The sequence below is a fragment of the Glaciimonas sp. Gout2 genome (assembly GCF_035018905.1).
Taxonomy (GTDB): domain Bacteria; phylum Pseudomonadota; class Gammaproteobacteria; order Burkholderiales; family Burkholderiaceae_D; genus Glaciimonas.
This window is the reverse complement of record NZ_JASJXA010000001.1, coordinates 269,717-296,218: the sequence shown is the minus strand read 5'-3', so window position 1 is coordinate 296,218 and position 26,502 is coordinate 269,717. Positions and strand designations below refer to the sequence as shown.

The 26,502-nt window shown below is 49.7% G+C and carries 26 protein-coding genes; 15 read left to right on the top strand and 11 right to left on the bottom strand.

Translation table 11 applies throughout. From position 1 onward, the window contains the following. Positions 1-47: 47 nt before the first annotated feature. Both QN379_RS01320 and moaC read right to left on the bottom strand, forming a co-directional pair. The gene (locus tag QN379_RS01320; RefSeq protein WP_323505806.1) at positions 48-656 is read right to left on the bottom strand and encodes a hypothetical protein; all 609 of its coding nucleotides are present in this window, start codon (positions 654-656) and stop codon (positions 48-50) included. Between the two features lie 614 nt (positions 657-1,270). Further along, positions 1,271-1,795, bottom strand: coding sequence for a cyclic pyranopterin monophosphate synthase MoaC (moaC, locus tag QN379_RS01315; protein ID WP_322235663.1), 525 nt, complete (start codon positions 1,793-1,795; stop codon positions 1,271-1,273). Positions 1,796-2,078: 283 nt separating this feature from the next. On the opposite strand from moaC, the gene QN379_RS01310 reads away from it, so the two are divergent. Continuing rightward, positions 2,079-3,599, top strand: coding sequence for a M48 family metalloprotease (locus tag QN379_RS01310; RefSeq protein WP_416348512.1), 1,521 nt, complete (start codon positions 2,079-2,081; stop codon positions 3,597-3,599). 27 nt (positions 3,600-3,626) lie between these two features. Here QN379_RS01310 and QN379_RS01305 read toward each other — a convergent pair whose 3' ends face one another. The 5 genes from QN379_RS01305 to QN379_RS01285 all read right to left on the bottom strand — a co-directional run bounded on the left by QN379_RS01305 (position 3,627) and on the right by QN379_RS01285 (position 7,623). Continuing rightward, positions 3,627-4,226 carry a DUF2946 family protein gene (locus tag QN379_RS01305; RefSeq protein WP_322235665.1) on the bottom strand — a complete coding sequence of 200 codons (600 nt, stop codon included), beginning with the start codon at positions 4,224-4,226 and terminating at the stop codon, positions 3,627-3,629. 217 nt (positions 4,227-4,443) lie between these two features. Then, complete coding sequence (locus QN379_RS01300) at positions 4,444-5,415, bottom strand: YheT family hydrolase (protein WP_322235667.1); 972 nt, start codon at positions 5,413-5,415, stop codon at positions 4,444-4,446. 417 nt (positions 5,416-5,832) lie between these two features. Continuing rightward, a complete protein-coding gene (locus tag QN379_RS01295; protein WP_322235669.1) occupies positions 5,833-6,264 on the bottom strand; it encodes a YybH family protein in 432 nt (143 codons plus the stop codon). A gap of 128 nt (positions 6,265-6,392) precedes the next feature. Next, positions 6,393-6,593 carry a zinc-finger domain-containing protein gene (locus tag QN379_RS01290; protein ID WP_322235670.1) on the bottom strand — a complete coding sequence of 67 codons (201 nt, stop codon included), beginning with the start codon at positions 6,591-6,593 and terminating at the stop codon, positions 6,393-6,395. Between the two features lie 109 nt (positions 6,594-6,702). Further along, a complete protein-coding gene (locus tag QN379_RS01285) occupies positions 6,703-7,623 on the bottom strand; it encodes a branched-chain amino acid transaminase (RefSeq protein WP_322235672.1) in 921 nt (306 codons plus the stop codon). Between the two features lie 529 nt (positions 7,624-8,152). Between QN379_RS01285 and QN379_RS01280 the strand changes: the two genes are divergently transcribed. The 10 genes from QN379_RS01280 (at position 8,153) to QN379_RS01235 (ending at position 19,743) form a co-directional block, all read left to right on the top strand. Continuing rightward, a complete protein-coding gene (locus QN379_RS01280) occupies positions 8,153-9,346 on the top strand; it encodes a phosphoglycerate kinase (RefSeq protein WP_322235674.1) in 1,194 nt (397 codons plus the stop codon). Positions 9,347-9,617: 271 nt separating this feature from the next. Beyond that, on the top strand, positions 9,618-11,051 hold the full coding sequence (gene pyk / locus QN379_RS01275; protein ID WP_322235676.1) for a pyruvate kinase: 1,434 nt from the start codon (positions 9,618-9,620) through the stop codon (positions 11,049-11,051). 42 nt (positions 11,052-11,093) lie between these two features. Then, complete coding sequence (fba, locus tag QN379_RS01270; protein WP_322235678.1) at positions 11,094-12,158, top strand: class II fructose-bisphosphate aldolase; 1,065 nt, start codon at positions 11,094-11,096, stop codon at positions 12,156-12,158. Positions 12,159-12,444: 286 nt separating this feature from the next. Continuing rightward, positions 12,445-13,341: a phosphoribosylaminoimidazolesuccinocarboxamide synthase gene (locus tag QN379_RS01265; RefSeq protein WP_323505805.1), complete on the top strand. Its 897-nt coding sequence runs from the start codon at positions 12,445-12,447 to the stop codon at positions 13,339-13,341. Between the two features lie 2 nt (positions 13,342-13,343). Continuing rightward, positions 13,344-13,850 carry a 5-(carboxyamino)imidazole ribonucleotide mutase gene (gene purE / locus QN379_RS01260; protein WP_323505891.1) on the top strand — a complete coding sequence of 169 codons (507 nt, stop codon included), beginning with the start codon at positions 13,344-13,346 and terminating at the stop codon, positions 13,848-13,850. Positions 13,851-13,889: 39 nt separating this feature from the next. After that, positions 13,890-15,095, top strand: a complete 1,206-nt coding sequence (locus tag QN379_RS01255; RefSeq protein WP_322235681.1) for a 5-(carboxyamino)imidazole ribonucleotide synthase — start codon at positions 13,890-13,892, stop codon at positions 15,093-15,095. Beyond that, positions 15,095-16,231 carry an L-threonylcarbamoyladenylate synthase gene (locus QN379_RS01250; protein WP_323505804.1) on the top strand — a complete coding sequence of 379 codons (1,137 nt, stop codon included), beginning with the start codon at positions 15,095-15,097 and terminating at the stop codon, positions 16,229-16,231. The genes QN379_RS01255 and QN379_RS01250 overlap by 1 nt, the downstream gene beginning before the upstream one ends. A gap of 292 nt (positions 16,232-16,523) precedes the next feature. Then, entirely contained in the window at positions 16,524-17,249 is a 726-nt protein-coding gene (locus QN379_RS01245) for an OmpW/AlkL family protein (protein ID WP_322235685.1), read from the top strand. Between the two features lie 213 nt (positions 17,250-17,462). Then, positions 17,463-17,993: a peptide-methionine (S)-S-oxide reductase MsrA gene (gene msrA / locus QN379_RS01240; protein ID WP_322235687.1), complete on the top strand. Its 531-nt coding sequence runs from the start codon at positions 17,463-17,465 to the stop codon at positions 17,991-17,993. Positions 17,994-18,108: 115 nt separating this feature from the next. Then, entirely contained in the window at positions 18,109-19,743 is a 1,635-nt protein-coding gene (locus QN379_RS01235; RefSeq protein ID WP_322235689.1) for a PAS domain-containing protein, read from the top strand. A gap of 213 nt (positions 19,744-19,956) precedes the next feature. On the opposite strand, the gene QN379_RS01230 is transcribed toward QN379_RS01235, so the two are convergent. From QN379_RS01230 to QN379_RS01220, 3 genes are all read right to left on the bottom strand, one after another. Next, positions 19,957-21,168, bottom strand: coding sequence for a cyclopropane-fatty-acyl-phospholipid synthase family protein (locus QN379_RS01230; protein WP_323505803.1), 1,212 nt, complete (start codon positions 21,166-21,168; stop codon positions 19,957-19,959). A 115-nt stretch (positions 21,169-21,283) separates the two neighbouring features. Next, complete coding sequence (gene pdxH / locus QN379_RS01225; RefSeq protein ID WP_323505802.1) at positions 21,284-21,946, bottom strand: pyridoxamine 5'-phosphate oxidase; 663 nt, start codon at positions 21,944-21,946, stop codon at positions 21,284-21,286. Then, positions 21,943-22,479 carry a hemerythrin domain-containing protein gene (locus QN379_RS01220; protein WP_322235695.1) on the bottom strand — a complete coding sequence of 179 codons (537 nt, stop codon included), beginning with the start codon at positions 22,477-22,479 and terminating at the stop codon, positions 21,943-21,945. Before QN379_RS01220 ends, pdxH begins: the two co-directional genes overlap by 4 nt. Before the next feature lie 487 nt (positions 22,480-22,966). Here QN379_RS01220 and tcdA point away from each other — a divergent pair, with 487 nt between their 5' ends. From tcdA to QN379_RS01205, 3 genes are all read left to right on the top strand, one after another. Then, a complete protein-coding gene (gene tcdA / locus QN379_RS01215; RefSeq protein WP_322235697.1) occupies positions 22,967-23,836 on the top strand; it encodes a tRNA cyclic N6-threonylcarbamoyladenosine(37) synthase TcdA in 870 nt (289 codons plus the stop codon). A gap of 524 nt (positions 23,837-24,360) precedes the next feature. Further along, positions 24,361-25,065: an MgtC/SapB family protein gene (locus QN379_RS01210; RefSeq protein ID WP_322235699.1), complete on the top strand. Its 705-nt coding sequence runs from the start codon at positions 24,361-24,363 to the stop codon at positions 25,063-25,065. A gap of 13 nt (positions 25,066-25,078) precedes the next feature. Next, positions 25,079-25,435, top strand: coding sequence for a hypothetical protein (locus QN379_RS01205; protein WP_323505801.1), 357 nt, complete (start codon positions 25,079-25,081; stop codon positions 25,433-25,435). A 39-nt stretch (positions 25,436-25,474) separates the two neighbouring features. On the opposite strand, the gene QN379_RS01200 is transcribed toward QN379_RS01205, so the two are convergent. Then, a complete protein-coding gene (locus tag QN379_RS01200; protein WP_323505800.1) occupies positions 25,475-26,038 on the bottom strand; it encodes an NAD-dependent epimerase/dehydratase family protein in 564 nt (187 codons plus the stop codon). Between QN379_RS01200 and QN379_RS01195 the strand changes: the two genes are divergently transcribed. Beyond that, on the top strand, positions 25,952-26,356 hold the full coding sequence (locus tag QN379_RS01195) for a LysR substrate-binding domain-containing protein (RefSeq protein ID WP_323505890.1): 405 nt from the start codon (positions 25,952-25,954) through the stop codon (positions 26,354-26,356). The two genes, QN379_RS01200 and QN379_RS01195, sit on opposite strands and share 87 nt — an antisense overlap. The last annotated feature ends 146 nt before the right edge of the window (positions 26,357-26,502 follow it).

Here is a 26,502-nt window from a genome sequence, read left to right as displayed (position 1 = left end):
CGGTGTTGGATGTATTTACTCGTTCGGCAGACTACGTGAGGCGCAAATTATTGCGAATACGCATATCCGCTCACGACCAGCGAAATAAGCGGATCCGATAATATGACGTTACGGGACTCCACTTTGGTAGGTTTGATATGGTTAGTTTGACGACGCATTTTTTTTGGTATATCGGTTGCCAAAAAATGGGCGCCCATCGCAAACCATTCGTCGTTAGATATGATGCGCTGCGCCAAGGGTAGTAATTCCTCCTCTTCCATCGCGAGTCGTTTCAGCAAGTTGTTGCAAGAGCGCTCAATGGAAGAATACAACTCAGTCGTATCGTTGGAACTTCTCTCGGAGCTGACTTTGGCCCAAGCTTTCACTTCATCGAGTATCTTCCTTCCAATCACCTTAGATGATTCCATCTCGGATAAGCGGCGATCAGCTTGATGCGTGACACTCTGGATTGCGGGGATGACGTATGTCTCAATTTTGCGCTTGCGACATCCAGCGGCAAGTCTGGAGAATTGCTTGATGACAGATTTGCGCGTGGCAACGTCAAGACGCTGGCGGTCTGCATTGATCTGCAGTAGTTGTTGTGCAGCGGACAACATAAAATGCAGTCTCTTTTGCTCCATCGAAAGACTGAGAAAAGCATAAGTTGTCGTTAGCATATCTTCTCCAGAGTTTCATCACGCGAATGAGCGGAAGGCCTAGTGATGCATGGCGCATCAACGACCAGTTTAAAGCATAGAAAAAATTATAGGTCGGAAAAATGAAACCACAAGCAAGTTTATGGGCTTATTTTATGTCCCGATTTTCTCCTTTTTTTATGCGGGATCTGAGTGATTTTTTATCTTAAAGATGGTCGCAAAAGTCCAAAAAAGTGCAGATGTGATCCTTATTGGCTTGACCTTGTATTTATTGGTGCGTTAATACCGTGGGCTACAAAAGAGTCGAAGAGGGTTGCTGCGAGTAAAGAATTATCGAAAACGCCTTTGATAATTTACATCTTTATTTCTTATGAGAAATTAATATGCTGTCTAGCAATTAACATAGTCCAAAATGAGGTGTCTAAAGCAGGCGCAGCTTGACCGAAACCAAGCTGCGCCCATCTTAATAAAATCCTCGATCGTTTAGAAAAGCCAAAATGGTTGAAGTGTGGCAATGGCAATGGCGCTGACGCTGAAGCAAGTGCCAAGTACCAAGTACCAAGTACCAAGTACCAAGTACCAAGTACCAAGTACCAAGTACCGCGTTGTAGTTGGTGCGCTGCATAATGAATATCTCATGTAGTAATTGGGTGACCTTCCGATTGCGCAGCCGACCAATCCCCCGACTTCCCACCGTGCTTTTCCAGAACCCGAACATCTGAAATGATCATCCCTCGATCGACCGCCTTACACATGTCGTAAATTGTCAGCAGCCCGATTTGAACAGCGGTCAGCGCTTCCATTTCGACGCCGGTTTTGCCGATTGTTTCTGCCTGCACGGTGCAACGAATACTGGACAGTGGAACATCGATAGAAAAATCGACCGTGACTCGCGTCAGTGCTAGTGGATGGCACAGCGGTATCAGGTCACTGGTGCGTTTGGTGGCCATAATGGCGGCAATGCGGGCGATCCCGAGGACGTCACCTTTCTTGGCGCTCCCGGACGTAATGAGCGCCAATGTTTCCGCCTGCATGCGGATGGTGCCACCGGCGATGGCGATGCGATGCGTGTCTTGCTTCGCGCCGACATCGACCATGTGCGCCTGACCGCTTTGATCAAAGTGGGTTAAAGAAGAATCTGGGGACGTTTTATGTGTCATGGGTTGATAGTTTCGTAAGTCGCGAGGCGGTCTGTTGACGGTCATCCTGCGTGTAATAATTGTTATTTAAAGGCGATTATAAAAATCGCGCTTTAAGCTTGCGCTTTAATACAGTAATAATAAAAGTGCCGATTGAACTGAGTGTGTCATGTTGGATTGGGATTACCGATAGGGAACAAAAATTCTCTGTCGGTATCATAGCACCGTGGTTTTTATATTTTATCCTTCCCTTATTTAATCGCTGAAAATTTTTTGTTCCGATGTCAGGAGTTGTTCATTGTCAATACGTTCTTTTTACCTTAACGCGCGCCCACGCCGATTCTTTTTATTGGGTTCAACCTCGGTGAGTAGGGCGCTGTTGCTATTGTTCGCACCTGCGTTTGTTGCGGCACAAAATTTACCCGTATTGGGCGATGCTGACCGGTCTACGCTGTCGCCGTTGATGGAGCGCAAATTGGGCGAAGAAGTCATGCGGGATATCCGTCGTGACCGTGATTATATGAACGATGGGCCGCTGCTCGAGTATTTGAATAATTTCGGAAACAAGTTGGTATTGGCGCGACCTGACGTGCGCGGTGAAGCAAATTTTGATTTCTTCTTTTTTGCGGTGCGAGACCCGGTTTTAAATGCTTTTGCATTGCCGGGTGGATTTATCGGCGTGCATTCCGGCTTGATATTGGCCGCGCAGAGTGAGTCGGAATTGGCTGCAGTGCTTGCGCATGAAATAGGGCACGTTACGCAGCGTCATCTGGCGCGCATGCTGGGCCAGCAAAAGAACGATTCAATGATTGCATTAGCCTCGATGTTGCTGGGTGCGTTGGTTTTACGCGGCAGCGGCGATGCTGGCGCTGCGATCATGATGGGCGGTACTGGTTTTGCGATGCAGCGACAACTCAGTTTTAGCCGTGATGCCGAGCGTGAAGCGGATCGAATCGGCTTAGCGATTTTGGGGGAGAGTGGTTTTGAGACTTCAGGAATGGTGGCTTTTTTTGGTCGGCTGCAATCAGCATCCAGAAACTATTCGGATGCCGTACCCGCATACTTGTTGACCCATCCTTTAACTACGGAAAGGATCGCCGATATTGAGGCCAGAATAAGGGATCAACGTTATAGACAGCACGCGGACAGTCTGGATTTTCAGTTGATACGCGCACGCGTGCGCGTGTTGCAGGATACTTCCGAAAAAGGCCTGCGAGATGCGCATTTAGTGTTTGAAAATCAGCTTAGATTGCATGTAAAGCAGCAAACCGTCGCTGCTAAATACGGTTTGGCTTTTATTGCGTTTAAACAGAATGCGTACGATAAAGCGGAACGTCTTTTAACGGAAGCGAGCGCGTCGGCAGCACCTGCGAAATCGAGCCTTGCATTGAGCGACCTTGATATCGAGATTAAGTTGGCATCGAACCGTACAGCGCAGGCGTTGAAATTGATTGCTACCGCAATGGATGAGTTCCCGCTAGCGCGTAGCATGGCTTATCAGTATGCGAACGCGTTGATCGCTGATAAGCAGTTGGCTGAGGCCGCCGCTTATCTAAGAGAGCAATCGCAGCTTTATCGTCAGGACGCGGAGATACAGGATCTATTGGCCAAGGCATACGCTGCACAGGGTAAGCAAGCGCTGCAACACATGGCGCTGGCTGAGTCGTATGCATTAACCGGCAGTCTGCCTGCAGCAATTATTCAGTTGGAGATAGCGCGCAAAGCACCGGACGCGCAATTTTATGAGCAAGCGGTGATTGATGCTCGTTACCGAGAATTGAAGGAACGCTGGAAAGATGAGCAGGAAGATACAAAAAATCGGTGACACCCGTGATGCCGAGTTGGATTGTGGTTATTCCAGCTGGCGCGGCCGTTGCTCAAACTTGAATTTGCCAGGTAATTCAGCCGTTGAAGTCCGCTCGACGTTAAAAGTTTTTTCTGCAATCTGCCAAATCAGCGTGGCTTGGTCTGCTGAAGAGGCAATCCATTCCAGCAGGCGTTCGTCAGCAACCGCTAGCCCATTCATGCGCAAGCCGGTCATCCAGTCGGCGATGTCACGGTCATCGAGCGCTGAGACCTTGTTGCCGGCTACAAATAGTGGTTGCCCTTGCTCGGTGAGCAAAACCTGATCAATCTCGGTCAACACTTCTCCGGTCTGCAGTACGATCCCCAGCGCAGGATCGGTGTGCGCTATGTAAGGCGTCAGCGCCAGATCCACATAGACGCATTGCGGACCATTTTGAAAATATCCGCGCCCTAGCGCGTCGATGCTGTAATTACGGTTGATGAAGGCGCACAAAGCGGTGTGCATAATCTTGTTGCCGGGCAAATCATGTCGTTGCGTTTCTTCATCACGCATGCGCCAGGCACCGCGTGCATCGAGTGCCAACCAGCCGAAACACGCTGGCACATCGGGCCATTTTTGCATTGCTTTTTTGACGATGTCATCCATGTTGATGCGGTCCTTTATCGATCTGTCGCATGTTAATAGTATACTTTTCAGCTTCTTAAGAGAGCGCTAAGTGCGCCCTAAAAACCATAGTAAGCGCGCTTGATGCTCAAAGCCAGAATCGTCTTGAGAAATTATCCGTGCGTTATCGGTGCGACCACAGGTGGGTGAGCATCGGAAATGCGAGATTGATTCGTGTATCAGGCTTTTAAAGATCGTCCTACGCGGTCAATAGAAATTGTACAACGCGCCGCGGTAACCAGTCGACGCGGCCCGGTAGAGAACCTACCGGAAAGCCCACGTGTCCACCTTGTGCCGGATATTCTAACGTGACGCTAGAAGCTGCGCTGCGCGGCAAATGGCGCGGCGGAAGAAATGGGTCATTCTGGGCATTGAGTATCAACGTTGGTACGACAATGTCGCTCAAAACATGCTTTGCACTAGCCCGATTCCAATAATCGTCTGCATCACGAAACCCGTGTAACGGCGCGGTGACGACGTTATCGAACGCATGCAAATTAGTAGCGCTAAGCATGCGTTCACGATCAAATAAACTTGGAAATTGCGCCAGCTTATCAAGCGCTTTAGTTTTCATGGTGCGCAGAAAAACACGTGTATAAAGCATATTAAAGCCCTGCGATAACGCGTTTCCACCGCCCGCCAGATCAAGTGGCGCTGAAATAGCGCAAGCAGCATCAATCAGGTTGGCCTGTTGTTGTGATTCGCCAAGCCAGCAAAGTAATGCATTGCCGCCCATAGAAGCGCCCGTCGCGTAGAGTTTGCTGAATTTTTTTTGTGAACGTGAGTCAGCTAATCGTCGCAATATCCAATCTACTTCTGCCGTATCGCCGGAGTGATAAAAGCGTGGGGCTAGATTAATTTCACCTGAACAGCCGCGAAAATGCGGGGCCGCGCCGGACCAGCCAAGAGAAGCCGCATAAGCCATCATCGCGCGCGAGTAATGGCTGGCGGACGAGCCCTCCAGACCATGAAACATGACGATCATGGGTTTGCCCGGCTGTCCGTCAACGAAGTCAATATCAATAAAATCGCCATCCGGAGCGGTCCAGCGCTCGCGGCGATAAGCGACCTCCGGTTTGGCAATGCACGTCGACGGATAGATTGTTTGCAGATGTCCACCCGGTAGCCATAACGGGGCGATGTAAGGGGAATAGGGAAGGGCGGATATCATCTGGTTTTAGTGAGCATGCAGTTGTGCGCATAGGTACACTGCGCAACAGCCCGGGCCAGGTATTGGATTACTCGGCTATTTGGGGTTTATTGCACTGTTTATTATATTGGTTATTACATCATTTTATGACGTTATTTCCTTAGTACTACCACCACTGTACCGCAATGCGGATGTTCCCGTTACCGTCGACTAATTTTGATGATCCATACATTTGTGCGGGCTGACCGAAGCGACTATGCCGATCTGCAAAAACCGGAATGGCGATGACCGATACTGCAACGCTGGATAAATGTTTTCAGGTCGATTGATCAGTATTACTAGGAGGTACAGAGTTTTTTACAAATTGATCGCTACCGGGTGAAAGACATGAATACAGACGAGCGCGACTCCATGCGGCCTCACCTCCGCATTGCAGTTTTAATGAAGCAGGTTTGCCGCCAAAATATCTTCGGGTGCCTGACCGGGTGCAATCGACGCGTGGTGCAATACGATGCGCCAACCGCTTGGCGTTTTCATGTAGGCGTTGGTGGTCAGGATATGCATCTCCTGGCTTTGTTCGCCGCTTCGGTTTATATCTTCAACGAGGTTATGAATGCTGGTAGACATGTTGTGCGAGACGTGAACTTGGCGGGCTCTGATATGCACGCCACCGCGTTCAAACAAGGTCTCATACGCGCCACGAATTGCCGCGTGGCCGACCAGACGCGGGGCGCCTGGATGGACACAAACGATTTCTTCATCATCTGCCCACAACGCCATCATTGCCTCAATGTCGGCGCGGCTCAGTGCGTCGTAAAATGCGGTTTCGGCGTCATCGGCCGTGCCGTGTATTAGTTTTGCGCGTGGCATGCTTACTCCTGTTACAACATAAATCAGACTCCAAATAACGACCGAAAATGCCGTCCGTTAATCTTTATCAGTGCGTTGTCATTCGTGATTTTTAACGGTCTACATCTGATATGCCTTTAGTGATCTTTTTAGTGACCTTTAATGACAGCGCCAGCCTTCATTGCATAATTTGTGCCGCAATATGGACATTTGGCACTTCCGGTTTTACTCATATCCAAAAAGACCCGGGGATGTGAAGACCATATCGGCATCAGCGGGTTCGGGCAATGTGCCGGTAAATCTTTTGCATCGAGTTCGACGACTGCTTGCGGGTTTGTTACTGTACTCATTTAATTCTCCGGATTGCCGTTTGCTAAGTGGTGATGATAATGTGCTATGCCACGTAACAACTAACCTTCACAAGTCGGTTCTCACGTGACACTACCTATTGGGGCTGATTTAAACTAACGTCAGCCATTCTTTATATTTGGACGATTTACCCCCAACCACATCAAAAAACATACTTTGAATTTTCTCCGTGATCGGACCGCGTTTGCCTTCACCAATGGTGCGGTTGTCCAGCTCGCGGATCGGTGTGATTTCGGCAGCCGTGCCGGTGAAGAATGCTTCGTCGCTGCAATAGACTTCATCGCGGGTGATACGTTTCTCGATGACCTCGATACCGCTATCGTGGGCCATCGTCAACACGGCGTCACGCGTGATGCCGTCGAGACAGGATGCGAGATCGGGAGTATAAATTTTGCCGTTCTTGACGATAAAAACGTTCTCGCCAGAACCTTCGGATACATAGCCGTCGGTGTCCAGCAGTAAAGCCTCATCGTAGCCATCGGTCAGCGCTTCCTGATTTGCCAGGATCGAGTTGATGTAATAGCCGCTCGCCTTTGCCCGCACCAGCGATACATTGACATGATGGCGGCTGAATGAGGATGTCTTGACGCGAATACCTTTAGCCAAACCATCGTCACCCAGATACGCACCCCATGGCCACGCCGCGATGGCGACATGGATAGTGTTGCCCTTTGCCGAGATACCTAATTTTTCCGAGCCGATCCAGACTAGCGGGCGCATGTAGCAGGATTCCAACTTATTTTCGCGAACCACTTGCAGCTGCGCGTCGATTAAAGTCTGTAAATCGTAAGGCACCTTCATCTGAAAAATTTTAGCCGAGTTCAACAGGCGCTGTGTATGCTCCTTCAGCCGAAAAATCGCCGTTCCTTCCGGCGTCTTGTAAGCACGTACACCCTCAAAGACCGCCATACCGTAATGCAACGAGTGCGTTAATACGTGAATATTGGCATCACGCCAATCGATTAATTGACCATCCTTCCAAATTTTCCCGTCGCGGTCTGCCATAGACATAGTGAAATCTCCGGTGATTCTGTCATTGGGGATTGTCGAACCGTGTTTAGCGCGACAAGCAACAACATTGTCTGAACATTTTAACGGATTCAGAACACCGTCACCCTTAAGAATCGCAGTTCCGCCGCAACTTTGTTTGGCTTTTCTTTTGTTGTGACAATGCATTGTTGGGGCCAAGGCGTTTTAAAGTTGATAACGCTAAATAACGCGGTAAAGTTGGTTTAGGGCTAATTTGTTCACATTGATAACGCTTCCTGACTGGCGTGATGATCCTGCATCGTTGATCGAAACGACGCCATCTTCCCTTATTGTCGTAGCAACGTGGGGTGGTGGGAAAATATTAGCAAAGCCCTTGGTTAGGTGACTGTTAACCTCACTTTGATCGGCGTAATTAAAGCAAGTGGGGATTTTGGTTTGGATTATGTTGCTTAATCGTAATGCTCAAAGGCAAGTCAAGCCAAAACGGTGTTTTTGATAGGGCGAGTGGGGTAAAATAACGCCTTTTCCTCCGGACATCTGCCTGATCGACATGAAATTTAATCGACTGAGCGACTTGATCGCGCAAGACCAACTTCAGGGAAAGCGTGTGTTCATCCGCGCTGACCTTAACGTGCCACAAAATAACAACGGTAGTATTTCTGAGGATACCCGCATTCGCGCCTCAATTCCGGCGATCCGCATGGCGCTCGACGCTGGTGCGGCGGTGATGGTGACCTCTCATTTAGGGCGACCGACCGAGGGCGACTTTCAGCCAGCTGACACGCTTGCACCGATTGCTGCCCGTATGGCGGAACTATTAGATCAGCCTGTCGAATTGCGTCAAAACTGGGTTGACGGTGTTGAAGTGGCGCAGGGTCAGGTTGTATTGCTAGAAAATTGCCGGGTCAATAAAGGCGAAAAAAAGAATGACGACGCGTTGGCGCAAAAGATGGCCGCCCTTTGTGACATTTACGTCAACGATGCATTTGGTACCTCGCACCGGGCTGAAGCAACAACGCACGGAATCGCCAAATTTGCACCAATTGCCTGCGCTGGCCCTTTGCTAGCTGCAGAACTGGACGCGCTTGGCAAGGCACTCAATCAACCCGCTCGTCCTTTGGTGGCGATTGTCGCTGGCTCTAAAGTGTCGAGCAAACTGACTATACTCAAAGCGTTGTCGGATAAGGTCGATAATCTTATCGTTGGCGGTGGCATTGCGAACACGTTTTTGCTGGCAGCTGGCTTCAAAATCGGTAAATCTTTGGCAGAAGTCGATTTGGTCGATGATGCGAAGGCTATTATTGATCTGATGGCCCAGCGCGGTGCATCGGTGCCAATTCCGGTTGACGTCGTGTGCTCTAAAGAATTTTCGGCGGCAGCAACTGCCGTTGTAAAAGACGTTAAAGACGTTGAAGATGACGATATGATTCTGGATATCGGGCCTAAAACAGCCGCTATATTGGCCGAGCAAATTGCGAAGGCTGGTACCGTGGTGTGGAATGGTCCCGTAGGCGTATTTGAATTCGACCAGTTTGGCGAAGGCACAAAAGTACTGGCGTTGGCGATAGCAAACTCGAAAGCCTTTTCGATTGCTGGCGGTGGCGACACGCTGGCGGCGATAGCGAAATACCAGATTGCCGACAAGATTGGTTACATCTCGACCGGCGGCGGCGCTTTTCTGGAATTTTTGGAAGGTCGGACATTGCCTGCGGTAGAAATTTTGGAACAGCGCGCTGCCGGCTAGAATGCTGTTGACGTTCCGGCGCGTTGGTCATGCATTGGTAATATTTATGCGCCGGCGCTTTAGATGATGTTTCTCTTGGCGCGTGGTTCCTGACTGAATAAATGTTAAGACATTGCAGATCTTAGCGAGCAGTGAGGTAGCAATACTTAAGTAGCAATTAGTAGGTGGGAGTGAAAATAGGGAGTAAAACTAAAATCTGCCGAAGCAGATGACTTAGCATTAACGTGGTTTTTAACGTAGTTTTAAGTACTCACTTCACATAAAGGTTGTCATGCAAAGAGCTACCAAGATCGTCGCCACTATCGGACCTGCATCAAGCGATGCCGAGACTTTAACGCGGATGTTTAACGCAGGTGTCGATGTAGTACGTTTAAATTTTTCGCATGGCAAGGCGCAGGACCATATTGATCGCGCCCTGCTGGTGCGTGAAATAGCGGCTAAGTGCGGTCGTCAGGTAGCGATCATGGCCGATTTGCAAGGTCCGAAAATTCGCGTTGGTAAGTTCGAAAATGGCAAGATTGAGCTGGTAAATGGGTCTAAATTTATACTCGATTCCGATTGTGAACTTGGCAACCAGGATCGAGCCGGACTTGACTACAAAGCACTGCCGCGCGACCTGAAAGTTGCTGATGTGCTGTTATTAAATGATGGCCTTATCGTGTTGGTGGTTGAGCGGATAATCGGCAACGAGATTCATACCGTGGTCAAGATTGGTGGTGAGTTGTCAAATAACAAGGGAATTAATCGTCAGGGTGGCGGTCTATCTGCACCGGCGTTAACTTCTAAGGATATGGACGACATCAAGACGGCAATGAGTTTCCAGGCAGATTATGTCGCCGTATCATTCCCAAAAAACGCCACCGATATGGAAATGGCGCGGCAATTGGCGAACGTGGCTGGCGAAGCCTACAACCACAAACCGATGATGATCGCCAAGATCGAACGGGCCGAAGCGATTCCTGTTTTGCAATCGATTCTGGACGCTTCCGACGGTATTATGGTGGCGCGGGGCGATCTGGCGGTAGAAGTTGGTAATGCGGCGGTACCGGCGTTGCAAAAGCGTATGATCAGAATGGCACGTGCATCGAACAAGCTCACGATTACGGCAACCCAGATGATGGAGTCGATGATTGTGAATGCAGTGCCGACACGGGCTGAAGTATCGGATGTTGCTAATGCGGTACTGGATGGCACCGATGCCGTTATGACCTCGGCAGAAACAGCATCCGGGCGTTATCCGGTAGAGACGGTGGAAGCCATGGCGGCCATTTGTCTGGAAGCGGAAAAATCGGAAGACTGCAAGCTCGATGCCGATTTCCTGAATGTGACTTTTACCCGCATCGATCAGTCGATTGCTTACGGCGCGCTATTTACCGCGCATCATTTGCGCGTCAAGGCAATTGCGGCGTTGACCGAATCCGGTTCGACCGCGCTGTGGATGAGTCGGCATAACATCGATATCCCAATTTTTGCGCTTACGCCAAGCGTTCAGACCCGTCGCAAGGCCGCGCTGTATCGCAACGTAACAAGCCTGGAACTCGCCAAATCAACAGACCGTGAAGCGGTCCTGAAAGATGCGCAACATCTGCTGGTGGCGCAAGGCGCGGTACAACCCGGTGATCTCGTGGTGTTGACGTGGGGTGAGCCAATGGGCCAGATCGGCGGCACGAATGCATTCAAAATCATGAAGATCGGTGAATACTGATTCATCGACGCACACCTATTTTATTACTATCGGAGTATCAATATGCCTCTCGTATCCATGCGTCAATTGCTCGATCATGCAGCTGAAAATAGTTATGGTATCCCAGCGTTCAACGTTAATAATCTGGAACAAATCACCGCGATCATGGAAGCTGCCGATGAAGTCGGCGCACCGGTCATCATGCAAGCTTCGGCTGGCGCACGCAAATATGCTGGCGAAGCATTTTTGCGTCACCTGATTGAGGCAGCGGTTGAAGCCTACCCGCACATTCCCGTAGTGATGCATCAGGATCACGGCCAGACGCCATCGGTCTGTATGGCGGCGATTCGTTCGGGCTTTACATCGGTGATGATGGACGGCTCATTGACCGCAGACGGTAAAACGGTTGCGAGTTACGAATACAACGTCGAAGTATCACGTAAAGTCGTTGAATTTTCGCACGCCATTGGTGTGACGGTTGAAGCGGAATTGGGCGTGCTAGGCTCTTTGGAAACCATGATGGGTGACAAAGAAGACGGTCACGGCGCCGATGGCAAAATGACGCGTGAACAGTTGCTGACTGACGTTGCTCAGGCAGCAGATTTTGTTCAGAAAACACAATGTGATGCACTGGCAATTGCGATTGGTACTTCGCATGGCGCTTACAAATTTTCGCGCAAGCCAACGGGCGATATTCTGGCCATCGAGCGTATCAAGGAAATCCACGTACGTATCCCAAATACCCATCTGGTGATGCACGGCTCTTCGTCGGTACCGCAAGAATTGCTGGCGGAAATTCGTGAATTTGGTGGCGATATGAAAGAAACCTACGGCGTTCCAGTCGAAGAGATTCAGGAAGGTATCCGTCACGGCGTTCGCAAGATCAATATTGATACCGATATCCGTCTGGCAATGACCGGTGCGATTCGCCGCTATTTGATTGAAAATCCAAGCAAATTTGATCCACGTGATTATCTGAAGCCAGCACGTGAAGCGGCTAAAGCAGTGGTAAAGGCGCGTTTCCTGGCGTTCGGTTGTGAAGGTATGGCCGCCAAGATCAAACCAATGTCATTGGAAAAAATTGCAGACAAGTACAAAAAAGGCGAACTTTCCCAGATCGTTCAATAAAGACTGATTTAAGATCGGACACGCGTGGTGAGCGGAGCGCGATGGTAGAAGCAATAATGGAGAATGCGGAATAGGCCTTAATGTGAATTTTTATGTGGCCTATTTTGTATTTTATTTATCCTTCAATCTGTCGCTTTTGTGCCTACCCGCAAACCGATCTTAAAAATGTCAGTGAACGTGTAACAAGCTGGTGAACATGCAATAAATCGTTGAATGCGTAATAATCGACATTAAAAGACCAGGCGGAGATTATTCTCCCCGCCTGGTTTCTACTTTTGGAACCACCATGACAAGCCTATATAAATCTTCCATTAAGTCGTTGCCACTGCTGGGTACCGGAAAAGTGCGCGACAACTACGCGGTCGGCACTGATAAAATTTTGATACTGACCACAGACCGCTTATCTGCCTTTGATGTCGTGATGAGTGAGCCGATTCCCGGCAAAGGCAAGGTATTGAATCAGATGAGTGATTTCTGGTTTGAGAAACTGGCTGGCATCGTACCGAACCATCTGACGGGCATTGCACCCGAAAGCGTCGTTGCGCCGGATGAAGTGGATCAGGTTCGTGGCCGTGCAGTTGTTGCAAAGCGTCTGGAGCCAATCATGGTCGAGGCGGTGGTGCGTGGTTATATCATTGGTTCGGGATGGAAAGATTACCAGGCAACCGGTGCAATTTGCGGCGTGACTTTACCCGCTGGATTGCAACAGGCAGCAAAACTGGATGAGCCAATTTTCACGCCAGCGGCCAAAGCCGAAATGGGTGAGCATGATGAAAACATTAGTTACGACGATATGGAGCGCCGGATCGGTACTGAACTCTCGGCTAAAATTCGTGAAATCAGTATTCAGTTATACAAAACCGCAGCCGAATACGCTGCCACGCGTGGCATTATCATCGCTGATACCAAATTTGAATTCGGTCTCGACCAACAGGGCGTGTTGCATTTGATGGATGAAGTGTTGACGGCTGATTCGTCGCGTTTCTGGCCTGCAGAAAGTTACGCGGTCGGCATTTCTCCGCCATCATTTGACAAGCAGTTTGTGCGTGATTATCTTGAGACAGTCACAAGTTGGCACAAGACAGCACCCGCGCCAGCATTGCCGGTCGATGTCATCGAAAAAACCGGTGCGAAATATCGGGAGGCGTTAGAAAGCCTGACCGGTCAAAAACTGAAGGAGTAATGATGGACGCAAGCCAAAAAGAATCACCGCTGATCGGTGTGGTCATGGGTTCGTCCTCTGACTGGGATGTGATGCAACACGCCGTCGCGATATTGACGGAGTTTGGCGTCCCGCATGAAGCGCAGGTGATTTCCGCACATCGCATGCCGGATCAGATGTTTGCCTATGCCGAGACAGCGCGTGAGCGTGGCTTGCGGGCGATCATTGCTGGTGCGGGTGGCGCTGCGCATCTGCCCGGCATGATCGCGGCTAAAACCATCGTACCGGTGCTGGGTGTGCCGGTGCCCTCAAAGTATTTGCGGGGCGAAGATTCGTTGTTGTCGATCGTCCAGATGCCCAAAGGGATTCCGGTGGCAACCTATGCAATTGGTGAGGCCGGTGCGGCAAATGCAGCTTTGTCTGCGATAGCAATGTTGGCTTGCACTGATGATGTGCTAGCCGAAAAGTTGCTGTCGTTTCGCGCCAAACAGACGCAGTCAGCACTTGACATGACATTACCTCCGGCGTGAGCCGTTAGCAAAACTCGATCAAACTAACAAGAAGCAAGTATGAAGCAAACTTTACCTTTGAATGATACGGCCTTGATTCCAGCGACGACGCCGGCTACATGGCTTGGTGTGATGGGTGGCGGTCAGTTGGGGCGCATGTTTGCACACGCGGCGCAAGCAATGGGTTATAAGGTTGCGGTGTTGGAACCTGCTCAGGATTGTCCCGCCGCTCACGTTGCGGAGCGGCACGTTTTGGCAGATTACGATGACGAAGTTGCTCTGGCAGAACTGGCCGCGTTATGTGTGGCCGTAACGACAGAGTTTGAAAATGTGTCGCATCATAGTCTGGCATTTTTAGCCGAAAGTACCTTCATCGCACCGAAGGCTGCGTGCGTTTCCATCGCGCAGGATCGCATCGTAGAAAAAGAGTTCTTCACGCAATGCAGCGTCCGTTCAAAAGTACTTCCTGCACCCTATAAAAGCATTGCGTCACTGGCTGACATTGACAGCGTACCTGCCGATCTCTTCCCCGGAATATTGAAAACAGTCCGCTTGGGTTATGACGGCAAGGGGCAATCCCGGGTGACTGATTTGGATGCGTTACGTGCAGCCTATTCGGAAATGAACGGCGTCCACTGCGTCCTAGAAAAAATGCTGCCATTGGCATATGAAGTGTCGGTATTGGTTGCGCGCGGCGTGGACGGGCAGGCCGTCGTGTATCCGATTGCGGAGAACGTCCATCGCGACGGCATCTTGTTCACGACGACTGTGCCAGGACCAAATGTCGGTGTGGAAGCGGCGGAGCGCGCACAAAATGCGGCGCTGGCAATCATTGAGCAGCTTGGTTATGTTGGCGTACTATGCATCGAATTTTTTGTGTTGGCAGACGGTTCGCTGGTGGTCAACGAGATGGCGCCGCGTCCGCATAATAGCGGTCATTACACTATCGACGCATGCATTACGAGCCAGTTTGCACAGCAGGTTAGGGCGATGGCACGGATGCCACTGGGGGATGTAAGACAGCACTCTCCTGCGATCATGCTAAATATTTTGGGTGACGTTTGGTTTGACGCGGGCAGCGATGAGGCTCGCGAACCAGCCTGGGATAAGATCGCGGCGCTTCCCGGTGCAGCGCTGCATTTATATGGCAAAACGGAAGCCCGCCGCGCCCGCAAGATGGGCCATATCACCTTCGTCGCCCCGAGTCTGGCCCAGGCAAATGCGCAACTGGTTACCGCTTGCGCTATTCTAGGTATTGTTTTGTAATGAATGTGCCATCTGATCCTCGTTTGAACTCTGGCATGCCTGAGCTTGCTTCTAAAGCCGCCCCTAAAGACGCTTCTAAAGCTGGCTCTACAACCTCAACCGACGCTTTGATCATTGATATCAAGGCGATCCAGCGTGCGGCGCGCATGTTGGAAGCGGGTGAGTTGGTTGCGTTTCCAAGTGAGACGGTCTACGGTCTTGGTGCAGACGCAGAAAATCCCGCAGCGGTAGCGAATATTTACGCAGCCAAAGGGCGCCCTTCAAATCATCCTGTCATCGTGCATATCGCACCGGAGGCAGATCTTGGCTTTTGGGCGCAGGCTATTCCACCGCAAGCGTATCAGTTGATTACGGCATTTTGGCCTGGACCGCTGACGCTGATTTTGCAGCGTGCAGATCATGTTTCCAGTGCGCTTTCCGGCGGGCAGACTTCCATTGGTATTCGCTGTCCTTCGCATCCTGTTGCGCAAGCTTTGCTGCGCGAGTTCAAAGCTGGGAAGGGCGGCATTGCGGGTCCATCTGCCAACAAATTCGGTCACGTCAGTCCCACCACTGCGCAGCACGTACGCGATGAATTTGGTGACGGGGTCAACAGCCCCATTGCGTATGTGTTGGACGGTGGGCAGAGCGAGGTCGGGATTGAGTCCACCATCATCGACTTATCCCGAATAGCGACTCATGGACCGGTGCTTTTGCGACCTGGCGACATCAGTACAGCAGAAATCGCCGCAGTGTTAGGCGCACCCGTTCACGCCGCAGATAGTGGTGCACCGCGTGCCTCAGGGACGCTGGAATCACATTACGCGCCACTAACACCGGTATTACAGATAGCGCCGGTGGATTTGCTGGCAGCTTTATCGCAAATGCATCAAGATGGACAACGACTGGCTTTGATTTCTTACTCGGCTGGCGCGGAGAAAACTGTCCCGCTAGTCGCTCACTATCCGATGCCTGAAGCTCCGCATGGCTATGCTCATAATTTATACGCCGCCTTGCGTGAGCTTGATCAAGCCGGGGCCGATATGATTGTCGTCGAGGCACCGCCTCAGGACAATGCCTGGCAGGGCATTAACGATCGCCTGCGCCGCGCCGCATATGCTTTGACAGATAAATTTTCCCAATACAAGCATCTGTAGTGGCTTTGAGGAAAAAATACCACACCCCAAGTATAGTCAAAAAGATTTAAAGCTGGCATAGTGCTTAAAGAAGAATAGCACGCACGTTCTTTTTAATGGCAAAGTGTAATGATGAATTGCGACAATATCATCTAATAGCTATATGCCTATAACTAAAAATAAATAATAATAGAGCGCCGCCGGATTAATCCTTGTTCATTGGCAGGCGCCGAAATAGTAATGACAGTAGTTGCAGGGAACAAAACCCAACGCACTATTTACATTTGATTTAAGTCAATCCTGGAGAAGACGCATGAAGAAACATTTTTCTGTACTACCAAAAATCGCAGCGTTAACCTTGCTGACAATGGCTGCTTTACCCGCTATGGCGCAGCAGGCTGGCGATAATATTGTTGGCTTGGGTTGGTTTCATTTGGCACCACAGGACTCAAGTCAAAACCTGAGTGTTTCTGGCCAAACTATTCCCAATACTGGCGCTGGTGTTGGCAATGCAGACACTCTCGGTTTGCAATTCAGTCATTTCTTTACCGATAATTGGGTGTTATCTGCCGATGCCGGAATACCGCCAAAATTCAAACTGGATGGCCAAGGCATTCTTCAAGGAACCCATATCGGTTCGGCTAAGCAGTGGAGTCCAGCGGTTTTGGTCAAATATTACTTCGGTGATAAAAATAGCCAATTTCGTCCATTCGTAGGTGCTGGTGCTACGTATGTCTGGTATACCGATGTGCAATTGGATAATGGTTTTCAACAGAAGTTGAGCGGCGTTATCAGTCGCGGTCAAACCGGTGCTTTGCGTACCAGCGCTGATTTAAGCAGTTCTTTGGCACCCGTTATCAGTGCCGGTGCTAGCTACAATTTCGATGCGCATTGGTCTGTGGGTCTCTCGGTTTCTTACATTCCGTTGAAAACAAGAGCCGACTTGACTACAAGTACGCCAAGTGGCGATGTGCACAGCACTACGAAGCTGACACTAGACCCTATCGTCAGCTTCTTGTCAGTTGGTTACAAATTTTAAATAATTGCTCAAGTTCGGCCCTGAAAGGGCTGAAGTAAAGGCTGGAACAACGGTTGAACTTAGGGCCGGACTAAAAAACCTCGATCATATCGAGGTTTTTTTTACGCCAGATTTCTGGAATACCGAAATCTGTGAAATCATGAGGGAAAGTATGCACGTGGGCACGGAGTACGTTAAAGTCACTATTAATGATAAATCCACAGGGGAATGCGTATGGCTAACGAAACTGCAGTGTTAGGCGGTGGTTGCTTTTGGTGTCTTGAAGCTGTTTATCAGGAAATCAAAGGAGTCGAACATGTTGAGTCCGGTTATACCGGCGGGCATATCGTGGAGCCGACTTATGAACAAGTGTGCGATGGCACTACTGGCCATGCAGAAGTGGTGTTAATCAACTTTGATAATGAAATCATTTCTTTTCGTGCATTGCTGGAGATATTTTTTACGATACATGATCCCACTACACTTAACCGGCAAGGCAACGATATCGGGACGCAATATCGTTCGGTTATCTATTATCAGTCGCCGGAACAAAAAGAAACCGCTAAGCATGTATTGGCAGAGATGGCGTGCGTATGGGATGCACCAATTGTGACAGAACTATCGCCTGTTGAAATCTATTTCAAGGCCGAAGACTATCACCAGAACTATTTCAAACAACACCCGCTTCAAGGATATTGCGCGTTTGTCGTGGCGCCAAAAGTTGCCAAACTGCGGAAAACCTTTATGGATAAGGTCAAAGCTTAATAGCGTGCTGTTTGACGTACGACGCAACCATTTTGTAGGAACAAAAATCTGACCAGGATTCATCCGGTCAGCACGTCCATACCGACTAAAAAACAAGCTCCTATTAGGAATTGACTTGGTCTTTGCATCGAACGTCTGGCCGCCGGAGGGGACCGAAATGGGGGCGCTTGTGCGCCATCTGGACTGGTCCAAAACCGCGCTTGGCCCAATGTCTGATTGGCCTCCGAGCCTTCGTATTGCTGTCACGATGGCGCTCGATTCGCCGTTGCCGACAATCGTACTTTGGGGACCTGATTTAATCCAAATTTATAACGATGCCTATCGACCGATTCTTGGGCTGCGCCATCCCGCAGCGTTCGGCCAGCGAACCAGGGATTGCTGGCCCGAAGTGTGGGACTTTAATGCGGTCCTCTATAACCGTGTACTCAGCACAGGGGAGCGCGTACATCTGGAAGACCAAGAGTATGTGATTGCTCCTTCCGGCATCTCTGAAACGCGCTACTTTACGGTCATCTACGCACCAACGCGGGATGAAGCGGGCGATGTCCGTGGCGTATTTGTGATCGTTGCCGAAACCACGCGGCGGGTTCTCGCCGAGCGTGAAAACATCACTTTGTTAAAAGCCACCCAATTTGCAGCCGGTCAATTACAGCATATGTTTGATCACGCACCCAGCTTTATGGCGCTTCTTAAAGGGCCTGAATATGTGTTCAATATTGTCAATGCTGCCTTCATGCGCCTTTTTTCGCGGTATGACGTACTCGAAAAAACGGTAGGGCAAGCGGTACCAGAGTTCGAAAGTCAGGGCTTGGTGAAATTGCTTGATCAAGTTTTCGCTTCTGGCGAGCCATTTTTGGCTTATGAAATGTCGGTGTATTTGAGAGATAGCGTAGATGGCCGCATCAAGGAATACCATCTGGACTTTGTATTTCAACCGATCAAGGATCACAACGGTGATGTTAGCGCTATTTTTGTAGACGGCAGTGATAAGACCGAACAGCGCCATGCGCGCCTTGAGCTGCGTCGATTGAATCAAAAATTGACTGACAAGGTGGTGTGCCTCGAAGAGGCGCAAACCGAGCTGTTTCAGTCTCGATCAACGTTGCGGAAGCTCATCGATCATCAGGAAAGTATTAAGGAAGACGAGCGCAAACGCATCGCACGCGACATCCACGACGATCTAGGAGCGGTCCTTACCGGTATCAAGGCAAATGTCTCCGTTTCCATCGACCGTTCTGCACGCGGTGGGCTTCCTGAAGATCCGCTGCTGATAGAAGCGGTTGAGCAAGCCGATGCGGCCATCGGAGCGGTCCGTCGAGTGATAACCGAACTACGTCCAAGCGTTTTGGATCAGCTGGGCGTCTGGGCCGCGTTGGAATGGTACGCCGGGATAATCGAAGAGCGCACTGGGCTGCAATGTCAGTGGAGCATTAGTGAAAGTGCCGCTGGAGTCGATTTGGATTCCGACCGCAGTACCATGCTATTCCGCATCGTTCAGGAAGCGCTCACCAATGTGGTACGTCATGCTGGCGCGAAGCAGGTAAAAATTAGAATTTTTCACTATAAGCGCACGATCATCGTCAAAATTAAAGACGATGGAAAAGGAATTGGTAAGCAACAATTACGCGACGGAAAATCCTGGGGAATTCTTGGCATGCATGAACGTACCCGGCATTTTGGCGGCGAGTTGAGTATCTCGGGCGCCTTGGGTGCGGGCACCGCGGTCATATTGCGACTGCCACTTAATTAGTCTGATATAACAGTGGCGAACCGTTTCATAGACGCCTGCTTTTGAGGCCGAACCCACGGCCGACAATTGTCGCAGACGTCCGCTTTAGCCAAGCGGTTACCGTCTCATTGTTGCCATGGGGTAGTGTGTTTACAACGACTGAACCGAAACGATTTTATCGCATACGGATATGGTCAGACGGCGTTGTCAGCCACTCCTTATCAGATAATATCTTTACTCACTATCGTAAATATATTTGCGTGACCAGGGTAGCGTTGCAGCGCTGCGACCAGACTTTCGACAGATGACCTGATATAGCGACATCCAGTCGCGCTCAAAACCATATGCACTGCCGGCAAGATACAGACGCCAGATACGAAACCGACGATCATCGGAAGCTTGCCTGACTTCGTCCGAGCGGGCCTCGATATTATCGGCCCATATGCTGCACGTTTTAGCATAATGGCGACGCAGGTTTTCGACATCCATGACCTCAAGGCCGCCTTCCTGCATTGTTTTGAGAACGAATCCAATATGGGGTAATTCACCATGAGGAAATACATATTTTTCGATAAATTCGCCACCACCGTATGGTGACTCACCGTTATCGATATCGGTTGAGGTGATGCCATGATTCATGGCCACGCCATCGTCTGCCAGCAGTGATTGGATACGCGAGAAATACATCGGGAGATTTTTGAGGCCAACGTGTTCAAACATGCCAACGCTGGTGATCCGATCAAATTTTCCGGTGACATCACGATAGTCCTGTAAACGGATCTCAATTTGGTCAGTTAGTCCAGCTTGGGCCACGCGTTCTTTGGCTAATGCGTATTGATTTTCTGAAAGAGTTACTCCCACACATTTTGCGCCGAATTTCTGCGCAGCACGTAACACCAGCGCACCCCATCCACAACCAATATCTAATAATGTCTGACCCGGTTGTAGTTGAATTTTGGTCAGAATATGATCAATTTTTTTAATTTGTGCAGTGTACAGATCTTCATCGCCGTTCTCAAAATAGGCGCATGAATAGACCATATTTTGATCTAACCACAATTGATAGAATGCATTCGAAACGTCGTAGTGATAATGGATCGCTTCAGCATCTTTAGCCTTGTTGTGGCGAATACTGCGCGTGACTCGGCCAAATTTTCCTTCGGGCTTCAGATAGGCGGCGGCTAGTCCATTTGCGACGGTAATGATTTCCTTGAGCTTGCCTTCAACCTCGATTTTTCCTTCCACATACGCTTCGCCCAGATTTGATAATGAAGGTGTCAGCAGATAGGAGAGAGAAGAAGCATGAGGAACGCGAATGGTAACGTCGGGAGAGGGCGCGCTACTGAAGTCGAAACGCTGCCCGTTCCACAATTCAAGCCGCAATGGCAAAGCAGCGTGAGTGCGGATTTCTTCCACCCAATTTTCAAGTTTTTTTTCCCAGAACATTTTCTATTCTCCTTAGAATAATAACTGCGACTATCGAAAATACGCTTTTGCAAGCTTCATTCAGTCATTGTTCGTGGGCATTCGCGATCGCTTTATCATTTGTTTTTATTCGCTGTTATGGCTGCAACCGTTCTCGTTGCCAAGTACCATTTATATTTAGCCGATACACAATGCGATCATGCAATCGAGATCGGCGACCCTGCCAAAATTCTACCGTATCTGGAATAAGTTTGTATCCGCCCCAATTTTTTGGACGTTCCGGGTGATCACCAAACTTTTTTTCGGCCTCTAAATAGTGGGCCTCAAGTAATGCGCGATTTGCGATTGGATGACTCTGATCGGAAGCAATCGCACCTATCTGACTACGCAATGGACGACTGGAAAAATAGGCATCGCTCTCGGCTTCCGAAACACGTTCAACACGTCCTTCTAGACGTACCTGACGTTCTAATTCAACCCAGTGAAAGAGCAGCGCTGCAAACGGATTGTGTGCCAGATCTTGACCTTTTCGACTGGCGTAATTGGTGAACCATGTGATGCCCTGTGCATCGAAATTTTTTATCAGTACGATGCGCGAGGATGGCCTTCCGCTTTCGTTGACAGTGGCCAGACTCATCGAATTTGGTTCCGGGACTTGTGCCTTGATAGCCTCGCCTAACCATTTTTCAAATTGCGCCAGCGGCTCACTGAGCGTGTCCGCTTTCGATAAGCTGGCTTGACTATAGTCGGTGCGAAGATCGGCGATTGACGTGGTGATCTTGTTAGTGTCGATACTCATACGGAAATTCCTCTACGGCGTTGCATAGCTGTTCCTAACAGGGTCATTTGTGCGGCGCTAAAAATACGTTTTGCCATTGGCGCGATCCACGTTTCTTCCTTCTCCATATGTGCCAGATAGAGAGTCGAAAAAAGTGAGACGTCGTCACCGGAAAGCTCAGCACTTTGACCGGATTGCACCGCTAACAGTTGCGCGCTCAACTGATGCCAGAGTTGCGCCATTTGCTGGTGCTCATCAATAATTTCCGGCCCTAATCGTCGCAAAACCTCAGCATCTTCATCTTTCGCAGTGGCTGTCAGCATGGGAAATAAATCCTGCTCTTCATCGTCGTGATGATGTGGTGCAGCTTTATTGAAGTAGCGCAAAATACTGGTTGCCGCTTCTTGCGCTTCTTGGTTGGCGCCATGTTCTGACAAGTGTGTTCGCAACCGCTCAAGCGTCGCAAGTTGTTTGCGGATTCGCTCATGGCAGTGTTTGAGGACGGCAATCGGCTGACCAAAATCGGGCGCTGTTTCGAAAAGTGAATTTTCCATAGTTATCCTGGTGACGATTAATTAAGATGATTGATGATCATTGTGCGTCATGTTTTGTGTCATGTTGCAGGAATACGTAATTGATGAATAGATCCTATTAGAACACTTGTGCTGATGCAGCGTAAATGGCGTAAAAATAGGTCAGGATGGTCGTAAAAAATGTGCAACATAGTGTTTATCAATTGATTCAGTCAGAGGCAGTATCCGCGATCAGAATCAGACTGATATGATAGAAATACGCTGGTAAGAATGTATCGGTAAAATAGGGACGCTAATCATCAGTCCTGAATCGGCGCATTGCAGAACACAGAACGCTTTGGTCAGCCTTCAACATTATGTCGCAATAGTGGCTTTTTCATCACTTGCCCATGCTTTTATGTTGTCGGTTCATTTTCTGTTACTTGCCTGTTTTTGCCACAATTGTTGCAAAATAGAATTTCAATTGTTGTTTAATCGTCATTTATTATCCTACTCTTTGTAAACACTTATGTCTTCATCCGTTTTGCCCGTCAACGTGTCTGTTCATCCCGATTCCACCAGCGCAGAGGAGTTCGATTTCGACCGTCGCTTTGGTGGTATCGCTCGCCTTTACGGTGCGCCAGCGCTGGCGCGTTTTCGGCTAGCGAATGTCTGCATTATAGGGGTCGGCGGTGTGGGTTCGTGGGCGGTTGAAGCGCTGGCGCGTAGCGCAGTCGGCCATCTGACCATGATCGATCTGGATAATTTGGCGGAGTCTAACGTCAATCGCCAGATCCATGCGCTTACCGATACGCTAGGACAGGCCAAAGTGACCGCGTTGGCAGAGCGCATTAAACAGATCAATCCGTATTGCCAGGTCACTGAAGTGGAAGATTTTGTGACGATCGATAACCTCGAGGAAATGCTGGGTGGCAAGCGCTATGATTATGTGATTGACGCCATCGACAATGTACGCGCCAAGACGGCAATAATCGCCTATTGCCGTGATCACGCTATTGGCTTGATTACCATTGGCAGCGCGGGGGGGCAATTAGATCCAACCCGCATTGAAATTCGCGATTTGGCACGCACGGAGCAAGAACCGTTGCTGGCCAAGGTACGTAAGCTGCTTCGCTCGCAGCACCGATTCCCGCGCGGTGAAAAAAGTAAATTTGGTATTGATGCTGTATTTTCGACTGAACCTGTGCGCCTACCTGTTAATGAAGATGTTTGCGCAATTGATGACAAGGCAAACACTTCTGTTAATACCTCAGTCACGGGTTTAAATTGTGCGGGTTATGGCTCTGCAGTCGTCGTCACGGCGAGCTTTGGGCTGGCCGCCGCGGCCTACGTATTACGCAAGCTTGCCGTTGATACCGATTCAAAAGCTGCATTATGAACAAGTATTGATAGGCGTAATCGAACAGTATTCGCATTGATGCAAGCGGGTTTCAGATCACTGACTAATTGGGTCGGTAAATTGGATTATATTCGCCACCTATTCTTACACGGCGTTGCGGCGGTGAATGATTGAGGGTTGACATGCATGGCTCAGCTAACTAGAATTCGCCTCATTATGTTTCTTGGAGTTTCAATTTTGGACAGTAGTTCTAGACCCTGTGGATGGGCAAACAGCCTGTCACAATTCGCGTAAGCATTAGCAGACCTCATTCCGCTTCAGCCCGCGACTTGTGACGATGAATTACACATTTTTGTAATTTGTTGCAATGCATTTTGCAATAGCGTGCTGTGGTATCGCATTTTCCGGTGATCGTTATCGTCATCGCACATTCGTATACTCCCATCCTTTTTGATTGATCTTAGTCGTTTGCCGGCGCGCGGAATCGTTGCGTCGCTCAGGACTAAATGTTGTCTACGCATACCGTTTCGGAATGTGTGGCAGCTGACGCTGAGGTGTGGATTATGGAATGGCAAGTTTTTTTAGTGCGGGTTTTACTCGCGCTCACTCTAGGTGCGTTGATTGGCGCAGAGCGTCAGATGCGTCAGCGTATGGCAGGATTGCGTACTAATGCTTTGGTAGCTATCGGCGCTTCGCTGTTTGTGATGGTGTCAGCGTTTGAAACCGATCCGCAAGGGGCGACGCGCATCGCCTCCTATGTTGTATCCGGTATTGGGTTTTTAGGGGCTGGCGTGATCATGCGCGAAGGCGCGAGTGTGCGTGGCTTGAATACGGCGGCAACCCTATGGTGTTCAGCAGCTGTCGGCGTGTTATGCGGCTTGGGGCATCCACTTGAAGCGGCGATTGGTGCGGCAGCGATTCTGGGCACCAATGTCTTGTTACGCAGCGTCTCACATCTGATCAATCGGCAAGACCTGCAAGGCGCAACCGAGATTGAACAGGTTTACCGTCTCTCTATCGTTTGTCGCCCTGATGACGAGGTACAGGTCAGGACATTGATGTTGCATATGCTAAATGGCATGCCGCATCTGGTGGTGCAATCATTGCATAGCGAAGATCTGCCTTCCGGTACGCAACTAGAGGTGCGCGCGGACCTTATCACGTCGCCTAGTAATCATTTACAGCTTGAACAGATCGTTAGCCGTGTCAGCCTTGAAAAAGGCGTCAGCGCAGCGCGTTGGGCCGTTCTCAGCGATATAGAAAACTAGAAAGGAGATTGATATGACTCTCGAAAAATGGGGAAAATTCTTCAGAAACCATCTTCCCCTTGCTACCGCAGCGATGTCAGCCAACGTCGTAGCCGAACAGCGATTACCGTATCGTGTAGTCACATTGTGTCGCACGGCCGATGCAATTCAGGTCGAGCAGTTAATTCGGCAGCAGTTGGGGCGCGGTTGTACCGCACAATATTATCCGGTCGTGGCCGTCGGCAAAGGCAATCTGACTAACATTACGGTAGAAATACGCTGTTCGATACATGAGCGTGCTGATGTGGTGCGCCTGGTGACGCGATTGGGTCTGGAAAAATGCGTGCGTAGCGTCATGTGGGAAAGTATTCCGAAGAAGCTAGCTGCCTGAATGCACAGCTTCATCAGTCAAAGTATCGGCTAAAAAGTATTAGCTGGCATCTGACCGCCAGATGCCAGCTAGTGTCGCAGAAGATATGACCAGCCTGAATCTGAAAGGGCAGCAACAGGACGATCCGGCGGGTGCTTTTTTGAGTGCGAGCAAATATAAATCTACGACATCTTCGATATGCATGTTGGACCAGATATTGACGCCCTTTCCGACAAAACGTCCAATGCCGCTTTTGCGTGCTTGCGCCACCAACGGCGGTATTTGAACGCTGTACGGATTTAGTTTTAGACCATTGCCATAAATCATCGTGTTGCACAAGATGACCGAACGCACACCGCGCCCGGCAGCATCAATGATTAGCTTATCGAGCGCGGCGCAGTCAGCTTTTTCGGGCGCAGGTGCATAGGCAGTGTCTTCATCAAAAATTTTCTCAGAGGCCCACTCGCCACGTGCATCGTCCCCAACGACACTTGATCCGCTGGTATGAATAAACACTTTACCCGAACCAGTTAGCGCATTGAGCAAAGTCTCGACTGCTGGCAGATTGTCGGAACTAGCAGCATTGATTACCGCATCTGCACAGGACGCTTCTCGTGTCAGCATCAACTACTGGGATTTTCTCAATATGATGCGGGCAATATCTGGCCGCTACGTCACAAAGATGGTGAAAATCTGGCGATTGTGCCGACCCTGGTTGCCTCCAGCGGAGAGACGCTACGGCAGCTAGCTTTGCATGGGCTGGGAATTGTTTGTTTAGCTGACTTTATGACGCGGGGTGATATTGTTGCAGGACGGTTGAAGTCACTGTTAACCGATGCTTACAATGGTGATGATCAAAAAATTCATGCTGTCTATTATCGGAATACGCAGTTGTCACGCCGGATTAGTTGTTTTTTAGAATTTTTGCAGCAAAAGTTATAAACGTCGCGTTAGCGGATGCTTGGGGATGATTGCATTGCGGCGATCCGACGAAGCTCCCAACTCGCCGTTCGATATCGGGTGAGATGGAGAGTCAGCAAATGTTTTGGGATGACCCACAATGGTCTGAAAAAAATGACCGTAGCTAA

Excerpts from the sequence above, each read along its gene's own strand:
- pyk (WP_322235676.1), top strand. The coding sequence starts at position 9,618 with ATGCAAAGAGCTACCAAGATCGTCGCCACTATCGGACCTGCATCAAGC.
- QN379_RS01220 (WP_322235695.1), bottom strand. The coding sequence starts at position 22,479 with ATGGAAAATTCACTTTTCGAAACAGCGCCCGATTTTGGTCAGCCGATT.
- QN379_RS01305 (WP_322235665.1), bottom strand. The coding sequence starts at position 4,226 with ATGGATGACATCGTCAAAAAAGCAATGCAAAAATGGCCCGATGTGCCA.
- QN379_RS01300 (WP_322235667.1), bottom strand. The coding sequence starts at position 5,415 with ATGATATCCGCCCTTCCCTATTCCCCTTACATCGCCCCGTTATGGCTA.
- purE (WP_323505891.1), top strand. The coding sequence starts at position 13,344 with ATGGACGCAAGCCAAAAAGAATCACCGCTGATCGGTGTGGTCATGGGT.
- QN379_RS01210 (WP_322235699.1), top strand. The coding sequence starts at position 24,361 with ATGGAATGGCAAGTTTTTTTAGTGCGGGTTTTACTCGCGCTCACTCTA.
- QN379_RS01230 (WP_323505803.1), bottom strand. The coding sequence starts at position 21,168 with ATGTTCTGGGAAAAAAAACTTGAAAATTGGGTGGAAGAAATCCGCACT.
- QN379_RS01205 (WP_323505801.1), top strand. The coding sequence starts at position 25,079 with ATGACTCTCGAAAAATGGGGAAAATTCTTCAGAAACCATCTTCCCCTT.
- QN379_RS01320 (WP_323505806.1), bottom strand. The coding sequence starts at position 656 with ATGCTAACGACAACTTATGCTTTTCTCAGTCTTTCGATGGAGCAAAAG.
- QN379_RS01245 (WP_322235685.1), top strand. The coding sequence starts at position 16,524 with ATGAAGAAACATTTTTCTGTACTACCAAAAATCGCAGCGTTAACCTTG.
- QN379_RS01255 (WP_322235681.1), top strand. The coding sequence starts at position 13,890 with ATGAAGCAAACTTTACCTTTGAATGATACGGCCTTGATTCCAGCGACG.
- QN379_RS01295 (WP_322235669.1), bottom strand. The coding sequence starts at position 6,264 with ATGCCACGCGCAAAACTAATACACGGCACGGCCGATGACGCCGAAACC.
- QN379_RS01290 (WP_322235670.1), bottom strand. The coding sequence starts at position 6,593 with ATGAGTACAGTAACAAACCCGCAAGCAGTCGTCGAACTCGATGCAAAA.
- QN379_RS01250 (WP_323505804.1), top strand. The coding sequence starts at position 15,095 with ATGAATGTGCCATCTGATCCTCGTTTGAACTCTGGCATGCCTGAGCTT.
- pdxH (WP_323505802.1), bottom strand. The coding sequence starts at position 21,946 with ATGAGTATCGACACTAACAAGATCACCACGTCAATCGCCGATCTTCGC.
- QN379_RS01265 (WP_323505805.1), top strand. The coding sequence starts at position 12,445 with ATGACAAGCCTATATAAATCTTCCATTAAGTCGTTGCCACTGCTGGGT.
- msrA (WP_322235687.1), top strand. The coding sequence starts at position 17,463 with ATGGCTAACGAAACTGCAGTGTTAGGCGGTGGTTGCTTTTGGTGTCTT.
- QN379_RS01200 (WP_323505800.1), bottom strand. The coding sequence starts at position 26,038 with ATGCTGACACGAGAAGCGTCCTGTGCAGATGCGGTAATCAATGCTGCT.
- QN379_RS01280 (WP_322235674.1), top strand. The coding sequence starts at position 8,153 with ATGAAATTTAATCGACTGAGCGACTTGATCGCGCAAGACCAACTTCAG.
- moaC (WP_322235663.1), bottom strand. The coding sequence starts at position 1,795 with ATGACACATAAAACGTCCCCAGATTCTTCTTTAACCCACTTTGATCAA.
- tcdA (WP_322235697.1), top strand. The coding sequence starts at position 22,967 with ATGTCTTCATCCGTTTTGCCCGTCAACGTGTCTGTTCATCCCGATTCC.
- QN379_RS01285 (WP_322235672.1), bottom strand. The coding sequence starts at position 7,623 with ATGTCTATGGCAGACCGCGACGGGAAAATTTGGAAGGATGGTCAATTA.
- fba (WP_322235678.1), top strand. The coding sequence starts at position 11,094 with ATGCCTCTCGTATCCATGCGTCAATTGCTCGATCATGCAGCTGAAAAT.